The 14,141-nt window shown below is 70.1% G+C and carries 10 protein-coding genes and 2 pseudogenes; 7 read left to right on the top strand and 5 right to left on the bottom strand.

Features of this window, described 5'->3' with window-relative positions; all coding sequences use genetic code 11:
• Positions 1-520: 520 nt before the first annotated feature.
• The gene (locus tag ACWC91_RS40640; RefSeq protein WP_450644646.1) at positions 521-1,444 is read right to left on the bottom strand and encodes a LysR family transcriptional regulator; all 924 of its coding nucleotides are present in this window, start codon (positions 1,442-1,444) and stop codon (positions 521-523) included.
• Positions 1,445-1,627: 183 nt separating this feature from the next.
• Between ACWC91_RS40640 and ACWC91_RS40645 the strand changes: the two genes are divergently transcribed.
• The 7 genes and pseudogenes from ACWC91_RS40645 to ACWC91_RS40675 all read left to right on the top strand — a co-directional run bounded on the left by ACWC91_RS40645 (position 1,628) and on the right by ACWC91_RS40675 (position 8,427).
• Positions 1,628-2,425 carry an enoyl-CoA hydratase/isomerase family protein gene (locus ACWC91_RS40645; RefSeq protein ID WP_450644645.1) on the top strand — a complete coding sequence of 266 codons (798 nt, stop codon included), beginning with the start codon at positions 1,628-1,630 and terminating at the stop codon, positions 2,423-2,425.
• Between the two features lie 34 nt (positions 2,426-2,459).
• Positions 2,460-4,100 carry an acyl-CoA synthetase gene (locus ACWC91_RS40650; RefSeq protein ID WP_450644644.1) on the top strand — a complete coding sequence of 547 codons (1,641 nt, stop codon included), beginning with the start codon at positions 2,460-2,462 and terminating at the stop codon, positions 4,098-4,100.
• Positions 4,097-5,458 carry an MFS transporter gene (locus tag ACWC91_RS40655; RefSeq protein ID WP_281155542.1) on the top strand — a complete coding sequence of 454 codons (1,362 nt, stop codon included), beginning with the start codon at positions 4,097-4,099 and terminating at the stop codon, positions 5,456-5,458. The genes ACWC91_RS40650 and ACWC91_RS40655 overlap by 4 nt, the downstream gene beginning before the upstream one ends.
• A gap of 62 nt (positions 5,459-5,520) precedes the next feature.
• A pseudogene (locus ACWC91_RS40660) lies at positions 5,521-5,763 on the top strand (winged helix-turn-helix transcriptional regulator); the annotation flags it as partial.
• Positions 5,736-5,955: pseudogene (locus ACWC91_RS40665) on the top strand (DDE-type integrase/transposase/recombinase); the annotation flags it as partial. The pseudogenes ACWC91_RS40660 and ACWC91_RS40665, both read left to right, overlap by 28 nt.
• A 259-nt stretch (positions 5,956-6,214) precedes the next feature.
• Entirely contained in the window at positions 6,215-7,417 is a 1,203-nt protein-coding gene (locus ACWC91_RS40670) for an IS110 family transposase (protein WP_450644647.1), read from the top strand.
• Between the two features lie 665 nt (positions 7,418-8,082).
• Positions 8,083-8,427: a MerR family transcriptional regulator gene (locus ACWC91_RS40675; RefSeq protein WP_281155543.1), complete on the top strand. Its 345-nt coding sequence runs from the start codon at positions 8,083-8,085 to the stop codon at positions 8,425-8,427.
• Between the two features lie 375 nt (positions 8,428-8,802).
• On the opposite strand, the gene ACWC91_RS40680 is transcribed toward ACWC91_RS40675, so the two are convergent.
• The 4 genes from ACWC91_RS40680 to ACWC91_RS40695 all read right to left on the bottom strand — a co-directional run bounded on the left by ACWC91_RS40680 (position 8,803) and on the right by ACWC91_RS40695 (position 13,958).
• Positions 8,803-10,290 (bottom strand): oxygenase MpaB family protein, encoded by a 1,488-nt coding sequence (locus ACWC91_RS40680; RefSeq protein ID WP_450644785.1) that lies wholly within the window; start codon positions 10,288-10,290, stop codon positions 8,803-8,805.
• Positions 10,287-11,111 (bottom strand): polyprenyl diphosphate synthase, encoded by an 825-nt coding sequence (gene uppS, locus ACWC91_RS40685; protein ID WP_450644784.1) that lies wholly within the window; start codon positions 11,109-11,111, stop codon positions 10,287-10,289. The genes ACWC91_RS40680 and uppS overlap by 4 nt, the downstream gene beginning before the upstream one ends.
• Before the next feature lie 754 nt (positions 11,112-11,865).
• On the bottom strand, positions 11,866-12,873 hold the full coding sequence (locus tag ACWC91_RS40690) for a sensor histidine kinase (RefSeq protein WP_450644782.1): 1,008 nt from the start codon (positions 12,871-12,873) through the stop codon (positions 11,866-11,868).
• Positions 12,870-13,958, bottom strand: a complete 1,089-nt coding sequence (locus tag ACWC91_RS40695) for a DUF418 domain-containing protein (protein WP_281155546.1) — start codon at positions 13,956-13,958, stop codon at positions 12,870-12,872. The genes ACWC91_RS40690 and ACWC91_RS40695 overlap by 4 nt, the downstream gene beginning before the upstream one ends.
• Positions 13,959-14,141 lie beyond the last annotated feature (183 nt).

The raw sequence follows: 14,141 nt of genomic DNA on the forward strand, positions 1-14,141 counted from the left end.
TGCTGGTGCGCCGCGCGGACGGCACGCTGCTTCCCCACCCCGACCCGGACAGCGCCCTTCACCCGGGAGACACCTTGATCGTCTTCGGCGACCTGACGGCTCTACGTCCCATCGAGGAATGAGCGGGGTCCGGCAGCCTGGTCCGTGAACGCACTGCCGCAGAGCTTGGGTCGTCGGCGGGCCGTCCACGCATCCCGTGGACGTGCGGTATGCCATCGAGCAGGGAGACGAGCTGGGTGACGTAGTGTCGGTTTCCGCCGGTCAGTGAGACGGCGAGCGGTGTTCCGTGACGGTCGACGACGAGTCCAGGCCGTCACCCCGCTACAGCCGACGCGTTCGGTCGGCGCATCAGCCCAGCTCACTCCTTGCACAGCACGTAGACGATCCCGCGGAGGGCGGCCCGGTCGTCCGCTGCCGGCCCACAGGTCATCCGGCACAAGATCATCCGACACCCGCAGAAGTCTGCCGCCACCTCACACCACAGCCAAGCACCATGTCGAACTCATTCTGAAATGATCAGTTAGTCAATGGTCTGGGACCCCTCGATCGGGCGATGTCCCGCCTGGGCGAGTCCTTCACCGACCGCGTCGGTGAAGGCGGCGATGGCCTCATTGTGCCGGGTCGGGACCCAGACAGCCGACGTCAGCCAGGCCAGGGATACGCCTTCGAGGGGGCGCCAGACCAGGCCGGCGGCGAGCGGTGCGGTTGGGGCCTCGTTCAGGTGCACGCCCCGGGCCGCGAGCACCAACCCGTGCACGAAGTCGGGGTTGCGGGCATGTCGGATGGCGCCCGGCAGGAAGCCTCCATCCCGGCATGCCAACAGCATGTGGTCATACAGTCGTGGCGCCATCACCCGCGGGAAGATCACCAGGGAGGTCCCGTCGAGGTCACGCAACCGGACGGGTGCGTCGTCCTGGGCGCAGGGGTGGTCCTCGCGGAGTACCACTCCCAGGTCGCGCCGGGCCAGCGGGCCGGAGTCCAATCCGACCGTGTCCGCGGGGTGGCGGACAACTCCGGCATCCAGTTCGCCCTCGCGCAGCCGCACCAGTTGCTCGTCGGTGGTCAGTTCGTGCAGGTCAATGAGGACGCCGGGGACACGCCGAGAAAAGCTCTCGGTGAGCGTGCGCAGTACGGGGGGTTTGGTGTCCGGCGGTACGCCCACGCGCAGCACGCCGGCTTCGCCGGGCTGCAGTCGGCGCATGGCCTCCCGAGCCGTCTGGACACCGGCTAGGACGGGGCGCACGTGTTCCAGCAGCAGTGCGCCTGCCTCGGTCAGCTGGATCCGTGGTCGTGTCCGGTCGAACAAGCGCATGCCCAGTTCGCGTTCCAGGTCCCGGATGCGCTGGGACAGCGGGGGCTGGGCCATGTGCAGGCGTTCCGCGGCCCGGCCGAAGTGCAATTCCTCGGCGAGCACGGCGAAGTAACGCAGGTGGCGAAGCTCCATCGGCACACCATATCGCTGTGATATCGCAGGCAGTCCCGATTGATGTTAGCCAGTTCACATCCACGGCTGTTTGCATGGCTGCTCACGGGGATTCCGCTGCCGGACTCCTCCCCGTCTCCTCCCCGGTCCGAGGCCGCCTGTCGGCGCCCGGCCTCCCATGCCCCAAGGAAAGGAAGTGCTGTCATGTCTGGATCCAGTACGGTCGTTGTCACCCACCACCCCGTCTGTGTCGGCGACACGGAGAGGTATGTCGCCGAAGTGATGCTCGACCGCCCGGAGAAGCTCAACGCCTGGACCGCCGCGATGCGTTTGGAGTTGGTGGTGGCCCTCGAGGCGGCGGGCGCCGACGACCGGTGCCGGGCGGTCATCCTCACCGGCGCCGGACGGGCATTCTGCGCGGGGCAGGATCTTGCGGAGACCGCGGCCATCGACCCTGACGACCACGCCGCCGCCGAGGAGTGGATCGACGACTTCGGACGGCTGTTCCGGGCGGTGCGTGCCCTGGACAAGCCGGTCATCGCCGCTGTGAACGGTGTCGCGGCCGGCTCCGGATTCCAGTTCGCCCTCCTCGCCGACTTGCGCATCGGACACGCGGGCGTGCAGATGGGCCAGCCCGAGGTGCTTTCCGGCATCCCCAGCATCACCGGTATCTGGGCCATGCTCGGGATCCTCGGTCGGGCCAAGACGGCGGAGTTCGCCCTGAGTGGCCGGCTGGTCCATGGCGCGGAGGCGTTTCGGCTCGGGCTGCTGACCCGCCTGGTTGACGAGGACCGGGTCAAGGAGGAAGCGCTGACCGAGGCTGCCCGGCTGGCGCAGTTGCCGCCCGGTGCCGTGGCGCTGACCAAGGGCAGGCTGCGCGAACTGGACGACGCCGGCCTGGATGAGGCGATCGACGCGGCCAAGAAGGTGCACGCCGCCGCCTACACCACCGGAGAGCCGCAACGCGAGATGGCCCGCTTCCTGTCCGGCCATCGCCGCTGAACCCGCCAGCCCTGCATCTTCAAGGAGTTGCTCTATGTCCACCGGCGTCGCCACCGCCGACCCCGCCCACGACGACGAGGCCGCCTATCGCCGCCTCGTCGAAGACCACCACTGGAGTGTCCCCGAGCGGTACAACATGGCCGCCGACGTCGCCGACCGGCACCCCGGCGACCGGCTGGCGCTGATCTTCGAGGACCACACCGGCCGCCGGGAGGAGGTCTACTGGCAGCAGGTTGGGGACCGCTCCCGGCAGATCGCCGCGCATCTGCACGCCTTGGGCGTGCGCAAGGGAGACCGGGTGGCGGTCCTACTGCCGCAGCGTCCCGACACCCCGGCCACCTATCTGGGCGTGCTGCGCACCGGCGCGATCCTGGTGACGATGTCGCTGCTGTGGGCGGATGAACCCATCCGCTACCGGCTCGCCGACTCCGGCGCCACGGTGCTGGTGACGGAGTCCGCGGCCGTGCACCGCGCCGGCGGTTTCGACGGCATCGTCGTCGACGTGGACGATCCGGCGATCGCCGCCCGCGCGCCGGAGTTCACGACCGTGGACACCGCGCCCGACGACCCGGCGCTGATCTTCTACACCTCCGGCACGACCGGTGCCGCCAAGGGCATTGTGCACGCTCACCGCACCCTCCTGGGACACAACGAGTTCCGGTACTGCCACGACCTGCGGCCCGGCGACGTGTTCTACGGCGCGGGCGACTGGGCGTGGTCGATGGCCAAGCTGATGGGTCCGCTGCGCGCGGGTGCCGTGCATCTGGTGTACCGGCCGGCCGCCGGGTTCGACCCGGCGGGCCTGCTGGCCGCCATGGCCCGCAACCGGGTCACCACGGCCCTGGTCAACCCGACGTTCCTGCGCAAGATGCGCCAGGAGGTGCCGGATGCGGGCAGCCGCCACCGGCAGGTGCTGCGGGTGGTGTGCTGCTCCAACGAGCCGCTGACCGGCGACCTCATCGACTGGTTCCGCGAGCAGTTCGGCGTCACCCTGCTCGACTACTACGGTTCCACCGAGTCCTATCCGCTGCTGGGCAACTTCCCTGGCGTGCCTGTCAAGCCCGGCTCCATGGGGCGTCCTCTGCCCGGCTGGGACGTTGTCCTGCTGGATGAGGACGGCCGCGAGGTGCCCGTGGGCGAGCCGGGTGAGATCTGTCTGCGGGCCGGCTCCAACCCGCAGTATCCCCTCGGGTACTGGCAGCGTCCTGAGGCGTCGTCCGAGACGTTCGGCGGCACCTGGTACCACACCAAGGACCAGGCGGTGCGGGACGAGGACGGGTACTTCTGGTTCCTCGGCCGCACCGACGACGTGATCAAGACCTCCGGGTACCGTGTCGGTCCATACGAAGTGGAAGCCGTCCTGCGCGATCACCCCGCCGTCGCCGATGCCGGTGTGGTGGGCGTCCCAGACCCGGTCCGCGGCCAGGCGGTCAAGGCATGGATCGAACTCGCACCCGGCCACCAGCCCTCCGAAGCGCTGGCCCGCGAGATCTCCGACCACGCCCGCAGGGCCCACTCCCGCTTCGCCTATCCGCGGCTGATCGAGTTCATCGACGAACTGCCCCGCTCGGCCACCGGGAAGATCCAGCGGGCAGCCCTGCGCGCCCTTGACCTCAGCACGCCCGTTCCCTCCCTCACCGCAGGGACACCGAGCCGGAAGGACGGACCAAGATGACGAGCCACAGCCCCAGCAGCGTGCCCACCACCAAAAATGGCGGCCCCGTCCCCGTGCCCGGCCTGGCCGACGCGCCCGGAGTCCGCCGCAAGGTGGCCGCGGCCACCGCGATCGGCAACTTCGTCGAGTGGTTCGACTCGGGTGCGTACGCGGTCATGTCGGCCACCCTGGCCAGCCTGTTCTTTCCTCAGTACGACACGACCGCGGCCCTGCTGGCGACCTGGGCCATCTTCGCCGGCGGCTTCGTCGCCCGTCCGCTGGGCGCGGTGTTCTTCGGCCGCTACGGCGACCGTGTCGGCCGCAACCGGATGCTCGCGCTGAGCGTGCTGTGCATGAGCGGCTCGACACTGCTGATCGGGCTGCTGCCCAGCTACGCCGTCATCGGCATCACAGCACCCGTGCTGCTGTTCCTGCTGCGGGCAATCCAGGGATTCTCCACGGGCGGCGAGTACACCGGCGCCTCGGCGTTCATCATGGAATACGCCCCCGAAGGACGTCGCGCCCGCTACGCCAGCGTCGTCGCACTCACCGTCGGCCTGGCCGCGGTGGCCGGTTCCCTGACCGGACTGCTCATCACCACCTCGCTCGACGAGGCCTCGCTGCGCAGTTGGGGCTGGCGCATCCCCTTCCTGCTGGCCGGGCCGCTCGGCCTGATCGGCCTGTATCTACGCAACCGGATCCAGGACACCCCTGTCTTCAGGTCCATGGAACGACGCGAGGCAGTGCACCACACACCGATCCGCGACGCGTGGCGCCTATGCCGCCGCCAGGTGCTGACGCTGTTCGGGTACAGCATCACCAACGCCGTCGGCTACTACCTGATGAGCAGCTACCTGATCGCGTACATGTCCGAGGAGGTCGGCTACAGCAAGTCCCAGGCCATGCTGACGGGATGCGTGGCCATGCTCGCCTACAGTGCCGCCTGCCCGCTGATGGCGGCGGCCAGCGACCGCTACGGACGCCGGCCAATGTTGTTCACCGCGTGCGCAGGCTTCGCGGTGGCCACCCTGCCCGCCTTCTGGCTGATCGGGACGTCCCTGGCAGGGGCACTGGTGGGCACGGCCATCCTGGCGGTGCTCGTCGCGGTCATCGGTACATCGAACGTGCCGGCGATGGTCGAGATGTTCCCGGCTCAGCTACGCGCAAGTGGTTCAGCGCTCGGCTACACCGCCGCTTACGTCCTTTTCGGCGGCACTGCCCCATTCGTGGCAACCGGGCTGGTCACCCTCGCGGGCACCCCACTCGCCCCCGGCTTCTACCTGACGGGCCTCGCGGTCGTCTCGGCTCTGGTAGTCCGCTTCTCCTTCCGGGAGACGGTACGACTGCCGCTGACCCGCACGACGGTGCTGGAGAGCTGACAGCCACCTGTCCCCGACAACCGTGCGCCGGCCCGCATCTCGTCCGCGGGCCGGCACACCACCGCGACGGTCTACTGACAAGGACCGTTCATCCCACCGTGCCGCCGAAGGCCGACTACAGCCTCACTGCCATGGCGCAGGAGCTGTACTCCTACCTGACCGGCCTCGTGGAATGGGCGAAGCGGCACCGCAGGCAGGTCAGCCCCGCCCGCGGCCGGAGAGCTGACGGGTGCTGCTGCCTGCGTCCGCCCGGAGCCAGGGGCGGTCGTACCTGGCTCCCGCGAGTGATGTCACCGACAAGTTGAAGAGCACCGCCCACCGCACACTGACGCCCTCGGTCGAGCACCGCTCCCACAAGGGCCTGACCAACCGGGCGAGAGTTCCCATCAGCCGACGCGGCAGCGTGAACGCGCCATGAAGGGCTTCCGGTCGCCCGGGCAGCCCAGCGGTTCCTGTCCACGTTCAGTCAGATCGCACCCCACCTCCGGCACAATCGCCCCGTTATCTTTTTCGCGGTCCTGCAAGAGGGCCGCTGGCCTCCGGGCCCGGCATGACTGTTGCCCCCTGTCGATGGGATGACCTGGGGGGTGGTGTCACCGGGCCCGAGGGGTGCCGTCGGAGACGCTGATCAGAGGCCCGACCACCGTCTGGCCGGGCGCAATGCCCGGCCACCTGGGGCGGCAGGTCTGCATAACGTGGATGCGCGTGAACGGCCCCAACGCCGAGGCCGGCACGCGTCGAACACGTGGGGGCACGGTGATCAGCATCGACGGGGTGGGCGTCTTCCTGGGCCTGGACGTCGGCAAGTCCACGCATCACGGCCACGGGCTGACACCGGCCGGGAAGAGGGTCTTCGACAAGCCGCTGCCCAACAGCGAACCGAAACTGAGGGCGGTCTTCGACAAGCTCCGCGACAAGTTCGGCGCAGTTCTGGTGATTATGGATCAGCCTGCATCCATTGGAGCCCTGCCGCTGGCCGTCGCCCGGAACGCGGGCTGCGAGGTCGCCTGCCTGCCCGGTCTCGCGATGCGGCGGATCGCTGATCTCTATCCGGGCGAGGCCAAGACCGACGCGAAGGACGCGGCCGTCATCGCGGACGCAGCCCGCACCATGTCCCACACTCTCCGCACCCTCGAACTCGGCGACGAAGTCACCGCCGAGCTGACCATGCTCGTTGGCTTCGACCAGGACCTGGCGGCCGAGGCGACCCGCGCGTCCAACCGCATCCGCGGTCTGCTCACCCAGTTCCACCCCAGTCTCGAACGCGTGCTCGGCCCTCGCCTGGACCACAAGGCCGTCACCTGGCTCCTCGAGCGATACGGATCCCCGCAGGCCCTGCGGAAGGCCGGCCGCCGCAAACTCGTCGACGTCGTCCGGCCCAGAGCCCCGCGCGTGGCCGAGCGGCTGGTCCACGACATCTTCGACGCGCTCGACGAGCAGACCGTCGTCGTCCCCGGCACCGGCACCCTCGACGTGATCGTTCCCTCGCTGGCGAAGTCGCTGGCCGCCGTCCACGAACAACGCCGGGCCCTGGAGGCCCGAATCGAGGACCTGTTGGAGGCCCACCCTCTTGCCGAGGTCCTGACCTCGATGCCCGGCATCGGCGTCAGGACCGCCGCAGTCCTCCTGGCAACCGTCGGCGACGGCAGCTCGTTTCCGACCGCTGCCCACCTCGCCTCCTACGCGGGCCTCGCCCCGGCCACGAAGCAGTCCGGCACGTCGGTCCACGGCGAACACGCCCCCAGAGGCGGGAACCGTCAACTGAAACGCGCAACGTTCCTCTCCGCGTTCGCAGCCCTCCACGACCCCGCCTCCCGCGGCTACTACGACCGCTGCCGACCCCGCGGCAAAACCCACACCCAGGCCCTCCTCCGCCTCGCCCGCCATCGCATCAGCGTCCTCTTCGCCATGCTCCGCGACGGAACCTTCTACGAACCCAGGAGCCCCCGGCTCGCTTGACGAAAGACATAGAGGCACCCCCCCACCACGCCCCCCACCCGCACAGCCGGCCATCCTCCAGACAACCTGACGACGCCCTTCCGTGCGCGTCGTCTCCGTGTACTCACGCGCTGCCACCCGCCCCGAGTCGGTTGTACCTCCCGGCTCAGCATGTGTCCGCCGGGCCGGGATTCAACCCGGCACAACACACTCTTCCGGGTGTATGCGCGGCACGAGTTCGCGCATCAGCAATGATGAAAACCTGTCGTGGCGGTAGTAGACATTCGCTCGTCACGGGGTTATTGTTTCCGTCGTACCCAGGAAGTCGAAGAGGGCACGGCAGACACGAACTGCCGCGCATGCATGTCAAGCAGGACGCGGCCCCACAGGGGCCGCGAGCAGTACCCGCAGTATCCAGCTTTACAACCGAGTAACCGAAAGTAAGGAGCCGAACGCCATCCAGGATCGCCCGGGCCAGGAAGGAAGTCCGCCCGGGTACCGCAGGCCCCGGATTGGAAGGTGGTCCCCGGTCACGCATCCGCGATCCCCGCAGCCCCGCCCTCCCAGGCGGAACCTGCGGACGAAGAAGGCCGGCGCAGTGTGCCGGTAGATGGTGTTGAAAGCTCGGGGCCCGGGTGCCTGCACGGCACCCGGGCCCCCCGACGCGTCCACGAAAGAAGAGGTCTATGCCCCCTGCCGCTTCCCGTCCCACCGACAACCTCGACGATGACGACTACCCCGCCTACACCATGGGCCGGGCCGCCGAAATGCTCGGCGCCACCCCCGCCTTCCTCCGCTCCCTCGGCGAACACCGCCTGATCACCCCCCTGCGCTCGGATGGCGGCCACCGCCGCTACTCCCGCTACCAGCTGCGCATCGCTGCCCGCGCCCGCGAACTCGTCGACCAGGGCACCCCCATAGAGGCCGCCTGCCGCATCATCATCCTCGAAGACCAACTCGAAGAAGCCCAGCGCATCAACGAGCAACTGCGCACACAGGGCCGCGAGTCCCCATCGAAGACCTCAGCCTGACAGGACGCCGGGCGCCGAGTCGGACACCGACAGCCGGCGGACAGATCAAGGTGCGGTCCAGCAGCTCGCGCCAACAGGTCCGCACCCACCTCTGCATGACCGAGTTCATTCTCGGCATCCGGGCTCCCCGTCAGCACGACCTCGATCCCCGGCGATCGATCTCCCAGAGGGTGGGGGCGGCCACCTTCACGCCTGAGATCAGCAGCTCCCCGTGGACGCGCCTCTCCCCCCACCCGGGATCTTCCCTTGCCAGGCGCAGGACGAGGGAGACGGTCGGTGGCCGACTCGAACATGGCCGCCTGCACGAACAGCAGCCACCGACACGAGTGATCAAGTGCGAGACGACGTTCGAAGCCCCAGGTCAAAGAGATCACATCAGGCGTCCGCGAGGAGGGGGTCGTGCGGGGTGCCCGTGCGGCGGGCGGACATGAAGGAGAGGAAGTCACTCACGAAGGCGCTCCGGCCGTAGATTCCGTCGGTGGTCGTGAGGTCGCGGCGGAAGGCAGTGCGGAAGAGAGTCCGGTACTCGTCGGCGTCGATGGCCCCGCTGCCGTCCTTGTCAGTGGCGTCGAAGAGCACCTCGGCGACGCGGATGAGCGCGGGTCCGGCGAGGGAGGGGACGGCGGCGGCGTACTCGTCGGCGCTGACGCGGCCGTCGCCGTCCGTGTCGAGGGCGGCCTGGAGTTCGCGCCACCAGGCGGCGAAGGCCTCGTAGAGCCGGGTCTCCTCGGGTTCGTCCAGGTCGAGGCGGGTGGAGAGTTCGCGGGCCATGGCGGCGAGGTCAGGCCAGTCGAGGTGGCCGTCGCCGGTCTGGTCCAGCACCTGGCGGAAAAACTCCTCCGCTGAACGTCGGCCCTCCCCCGTGCCCGCCCGGGATGCCGGGTCCGGATCGGTGTCACCGCCCAGCGGGGTCAGTAGGCGGAGCAGGGCGGATGCCCGCCTCATGCGGCCGCGCAGGGCGGCCATGGTCCGGGAGCGGGGGTCGTCGCTCCCGGGCGAGAGCGAGAGGAGTTCGATGACGCTTTCGGCGTTGAGCCAGCCCTCGGGGAGGAAGCGGGCCAGTCCGGCGGCGAGGTAGGCGCCCTGCATGAGGGTCTGGGCGCCGGGCATCTCCGGCAGGCCGGCCCGGCGCCGGTACGGCCCGGGGAGCGAGGCGACGGTGATCGCGCCGAGGAGAGGTCCGGCGACGGCCCGGCCTGCCGCCCACAGCGTCGGGGCGCCGTCGAGCAGCGGCGGGGCGGGCAGGTGGTCGAAGAGCCGGTAGAGGATGACGCGGGCCGCCTCGGTGTACTCCAACTCGTTCTCGACGACCCGGTCGAAGTACTGCCAGAAATCGTGGAGATCTTCGGGGAGTTCTCCGGCGTCACGGTCGAGGGCTGCCAGGAACGCGCGGTACTCGGCGTACATACGCTCCATCGTGTCCTGGTCGAGCGGCTGGCCGCTCAGCCGGCACATGGTGACGGCGCTCTCGAAGAGGGTGGCGACCACCCAGGCGCGGGTCGCGCGGTCCATCGCGTCATAGGCCCGGCCTCGGGAGTCGGAGCCGCTCATGCGGGCGTGCAGCCGGTTGAGTCGGGCGGCCTCCCGCTCGCGTACCGCAGGGTCGGCGTCGAACATGCGCCGCATGCTGAGGAAGGTGTTGCGGAGCCGGCGCCAGGGGTGGGCGACAAAAGTGGAGTTGTCGACGAGGGCGGCGCCGATCTGCGGGTGGGCCGCCTCCAGCACGGTCGCGCGGACCATGGCGAGCGCCCAGCGAGGGTCGTCGAAGAACGCGTGGAACTGCGAATCCGGCCCGAACAGGGGCGGTCCGTCGGCCGGTCGCGTGGTGTCCGTGCGGGTCGCGCCGGTCGTTGCGGTCGTCATCGCGGGTCTCCGTTCGTCTGGGGCGGTAGGCCGCCGAAGCGGCGGTCGCGGCGCCGGTAGGTGTGCAGGCAGGCGAGGAAATCGGGGGCCCGGAAGTCCGGCCAGAGCACCTCGGGGAAGACCCACTCGGCGTAGGCGACTTTCCAGAGCATGAAGTTGGAGATGCGCTGCTCGCCGGAGGTACGGATGACGAGGTCGACGTCCGGGGTGTCGGGGAACGGCAGGTGCTCCGCGAAGAGCCGCTCGGTCACCTCGTCCGCGGGGGTCCCGCTGCGGATCAGCGACCGGGTGGCCTCGACGATGTCCCGGCGGCCGCCGTGGTCGAAGGCCACGGTCAGCGTCATCCCCCGGTTGTCGCCGGTCAGCGTCGTCAGGTCGTCGAAGTCCCGGGCCAGTTCGCGGGGGATGCGCGGGTCGGCGGCCCCGAGGAAGCGGCAGCGGATGCCGCGGGCGAACAGCAGCAACGCGTGCTTCCGTACGACCCGGCGGACCAGGCGCATCAGGTAGTCGACCTCGGCGCCGGGCCGGTTCCAGTTCTCGGTGGAGAAGGCGTACAGGCTGAGCCACTCGACGCCGGCGGACCGGGCCGCCTCGATGATGTCGATGACGGTGTTCTCGGCGGCCCGGTGGCCCGCCGCGCGCGGCAGTGAACGCCGCTCCGCCCACCGGCCGTTGCCGTCCATCACGCACGCCACGTGCCGGGGCACCGCAGGCGGCGCCCCGTCGCCCTGCCGTTGCCTGCCCGGCCCGTCGCTCCGCCGTTCACGGCCCGGCCGGTCCTCCGTCGCCGCGCGTCCGCCCGGGACGCCGTGGTCCGTCATGCCCGGTCCCCCCCGGAGCGACACGACCGGTCGTGCCGCGCTCGGTCACGCCCACCCCGCCTCGCCGCCCCCGCCTCGCCCGCGCCCCCACCGGCGCCTCGCCTGCCGGAATTCTGGCAGCGCAAAGAGGCCCTTACAGTCGATACGGGGCGCCGTCACCCTTGGCTCGTACGTCCGAGTCTTTTCACGCCGGTGTCGGCAGCGTCCCTCCGGCGACCGCGGTCGACGATCTCGTACGCCTCTGCCCGCCGCCCACCGTGAACAGGGCGCGGAACGAACGCGCCCTCGGCGTGGCTCCCCCGGGGACGACAAACGGCTCGCCGAGACGTACGGTGCCGGGGTCTTCGACGAGATCGTCCGGCTGCTCGCCCCCGACGCGGACCGCGCCGACTGCGCTGGGCGGAGCCGGGTGGGCGGGTGGTGCCGTGGGCCTTCGAGGAGCGGCCGCTGTGCGGCTGCGGGCCGGGTACGCGCTGACGGTCCGTGCGAACGCGGACCGGGCGCGTCAGCCGCTTCCACCGCACGCGGCACATCGACGTGCGGCACCGGGCAGGATTCGACAGGCCCTGGGTTGTTCTGGTTCGTCTGGAACTGGGCGCTCGTCGAGTGGGGGGCCGGGACCCGTCGGCCGGTGGGCACGCCCGGCGGTCCGTTCGAGGCCCTGCCGCCGTCGGCGACGCTCGGTCATGACCGCGCCGAGGTCGCCGCATTGTGCGGACGGCCGTGATTTGAGGCGCGTTCAACCAGCATTGCCTCAGACCAAGACGGTGATAGTGACGCGCGTCGGGCCGCCGGCCGGACTGTCGACGTCGAGCTGACCGTCGAGGATCGCCAGCCGTTGGACGATGCCGTGCAGGCCGCGGCCGGGTGCGACAACGGCGCCGCCGACGCCGTTGTCGCCCACCTCGACCCGCAGCACCTGCGGGTCGGTCACGTAGGTCACGGATGCCGCGGTCGCCTGGCCGTGTTTGACCGTGTTGGCCAGGCATTCGGCGATGGCGAAGAACCCGGCCGTCTGGACCGCCACAGGGATGTCCGGCGGCGGGTCGCCGGTGATGGTGACCGGCAGGGGCAGGTCGAGCGCGAGTGCCCGGACCGCGTCGGCAAGGCCGCGGTCGGCGAGTACCGGCGGCTGGATGCTGTGCATGACGGTACGGAGGTCCTCCAGCGCGCTGCCGGCGGTGGAACGGGCCTCGCCGAGCATCTCCGCCGCGGCGTCCGGGTCGCGGTGGATCAGGTCCTGAGCCATGCCGAGGGTCACGCCGAGCGACACCAGGCGGGCCTGCGCACCGTCATGCAGGTCGCGTTCGACCCGCTTCAGCTCGGCCGCCTGGCTTTCCACCGCACCGCGGCGGGTACGAGTGAGCGTGTCCACCCGTGCGACCAAGGCCCGCTCCCGGTCGTCGGGGTGGCGGCTCACCAGGAACGCGTGTGTGCCCCACACCATGGGCAGTGCCAGAAAGGTGAAGATGGGCCAGAACAGTCCGCCACCGGAGAGCGCCCAGATCGCCACGTCGTCCGTGGCGATGAGCGCGCAGAGGGCGCCGTCCAGCGCGAGCCAGCGCCGCCGACCCGGTGGCACGCGCAACACCCACCGCAGAAGCTGGTCCGCGGCGAGCACGGTGGCCAGGCCGAACCAGACCCACCGCGGCCAGAAGTCTCCGCCACCGGTGTCGGCCCAGAGCAGCCCGGCCGCGGCGGACACCACCGCGGCCAGGCCGATCCGGACTCTCGCAGGCCAGCGCCACGGGGGGACGCTCATGACCGGCCGTAGGTCAAGCGGCGCAACAGGCGCTCGGCCGGCCCCCGGTACCGCCGCCTCTCCATGGCCCGTGCGGCCAGCACCGACACCGTCCACACCACGATCGCGGCCATGACCGCGCGGTACGTGGAGCCCCCCAGGTCCAAGGCGAACGGGGCGAAGACGATGGTCCAGGCCACCGACTGGAACAGGTACCCGCTCAGCGACCGCCGGCCCAACGCGGCGACCGCGCCAACGATCTTCGGCCGGCGCGGGCCAGTGGAGAACTGCTGCGCCAGCAACCCGAACAGGGCGACGTAGCCAGGACCACCGAACTCGCCACTGACCGCGTGGAGATAGGCCATGGCATCGAGAGTACCGGGGTCGACGTGGAGCGCACCGGCGGCCACCAGTGCGTACGGCAGGGCGCCGAGCACGGTGACGGCCAGGCAGCCCACCGTGGTGCGGCGCAGCAGGACCTGATGCGTCTCCGGGGCTTCCAGAATGCGGCGGCGCGCTGCCCACATGCCGAGCCAGACGATGAAGATGAACGGCACCACTGTCGCGGTGTGCACGGGCCATTCCGCAAGCCGATCCAGAACCCCCTGCCCGTAAGAGGCCGCTGCCAACGACGGGTTGGGGGTGTTGGTGAGGACCGCGTGACCACTCTCGGCGTTGACGACCAGCATGGCGGCGAGGACGAGGGTGAAGCCGAGCAAGAGCGCCCACAGCCACATGACGAGGCGGTGGACCCGGTCGCCGCGGCGGAGGAGGACAAGCGTGGCGATGATCCCGACGATGCCGTACGCGCCGAGAAAGTCGCCGAAATACAACAACGTGGCGTGGATGGCACCGAAGACGATGAGGCACGCGTTACGGCGCAACAGGATGCGTCGCGGATCGGCGCCGGCCGCGCCAGCCCGGCGGGCCAGTTGCACCAGCCCGTAGCCGAACATCACCGCGAACACCGGGTACGCCCGGCTGTCCACAAACGTGATCATGAAGAAGTTGACCACTCGCTGCAGGCCGTGTGGCGTACCGTCGATGCCGGGCTGGCCCGCGAAGGCGAAGTTCGCCGCGTTGGCCAGCGCGATGAACAGCAGCATCGCGCCGCGGGCAAGGTCGGGGGCGAGTGCCCGTTGGGAACGAAGCACCGGCCCCGCGGTGGGAGTCGCGACGCTGGGGCATCTGTTGGTGAACCGTTCCGGGTTTGATCGAGACTCTAGGGTGTGACTGTGACCTGGGGTTTCGTGGTTTCGAGGTAGTAGTTGGTCTCGTATTCGGCGGGT

Source organism: Streptomyces sp. NPDC001204 (genome assembly GCF_053598035.1).

What these genes read in the sequence shown, in the direction of transcription:
- ACWC91_RS40640 (WP_450644646.1), bottom strand. Translation starts at nt 1,444, where the DNA reads ATGGAGCTTCGCCACCTGCGTTACTTCGCCGTGCTCGCCGAGGAATTG.
- ACWC91_RS40645 (WP_450644645.1), top strand. Translation starts at nt 1,628, where the DNA reads ATGTCTGGATCCAGTACGGTCGTTGTCACCCACCACCCCGTCTGTGTC.
- ACWC91_RS40650 (WP_450644644.1), top strand. Translation starts at nt 2,460, where the DNA reads ATGTCCACCGGCGTCGCCACCGCCGACCCCGCCCACGACGACGAGGCC.
- ACWC91_RS40655 (WP_281155542.1), top strand. Translation starts at nt 4,097, where the DNA reads ATGACGAGCCACAGCCCCAGCAGCGTGCCCACCACCAAAAATGGCGGC.
- ACWC91_RS40675 (WP_281155543.1), top strand. Translation starts at nt 8,083, where the DNA reads ATGCCCCCTGCCGCTTCCCGTCCCACCGACAACCTCGACGATGACGAC.
- ACWC91_RS40680 (WP_450644785.1), bottom strand. Translation starts at nt 10,290, where the DNA reads ATGACGACCGCAACGACCGGCGCGACCCGCACGGACACCACGCGACCG.
- uppS (WP_450644784.1), bottom strand. Translation starts at nt 11,111, where the DNA reads ATGACGGACCACGGCGTCCCGGGCGGACGCGCGGCGACGGAGGACCGG.
- ACWC91_RS40690 (WP_450644782.1), bottom strand. Translation starts at nt 12,873, where the DNA reads ATGAGCGTCCCCCCGTGGCGCTGGCCTGCGAGAGTCCGGATCGGCCTG.
- ACWC91_RS40695 (WP_281155546.1), bottom strand. Translation starts at nt 13,958, where the DNA reads ATGCTGCTGTTCATCGCGCTGGCCAACGCGGCGAACTTCGCCTTCGCG.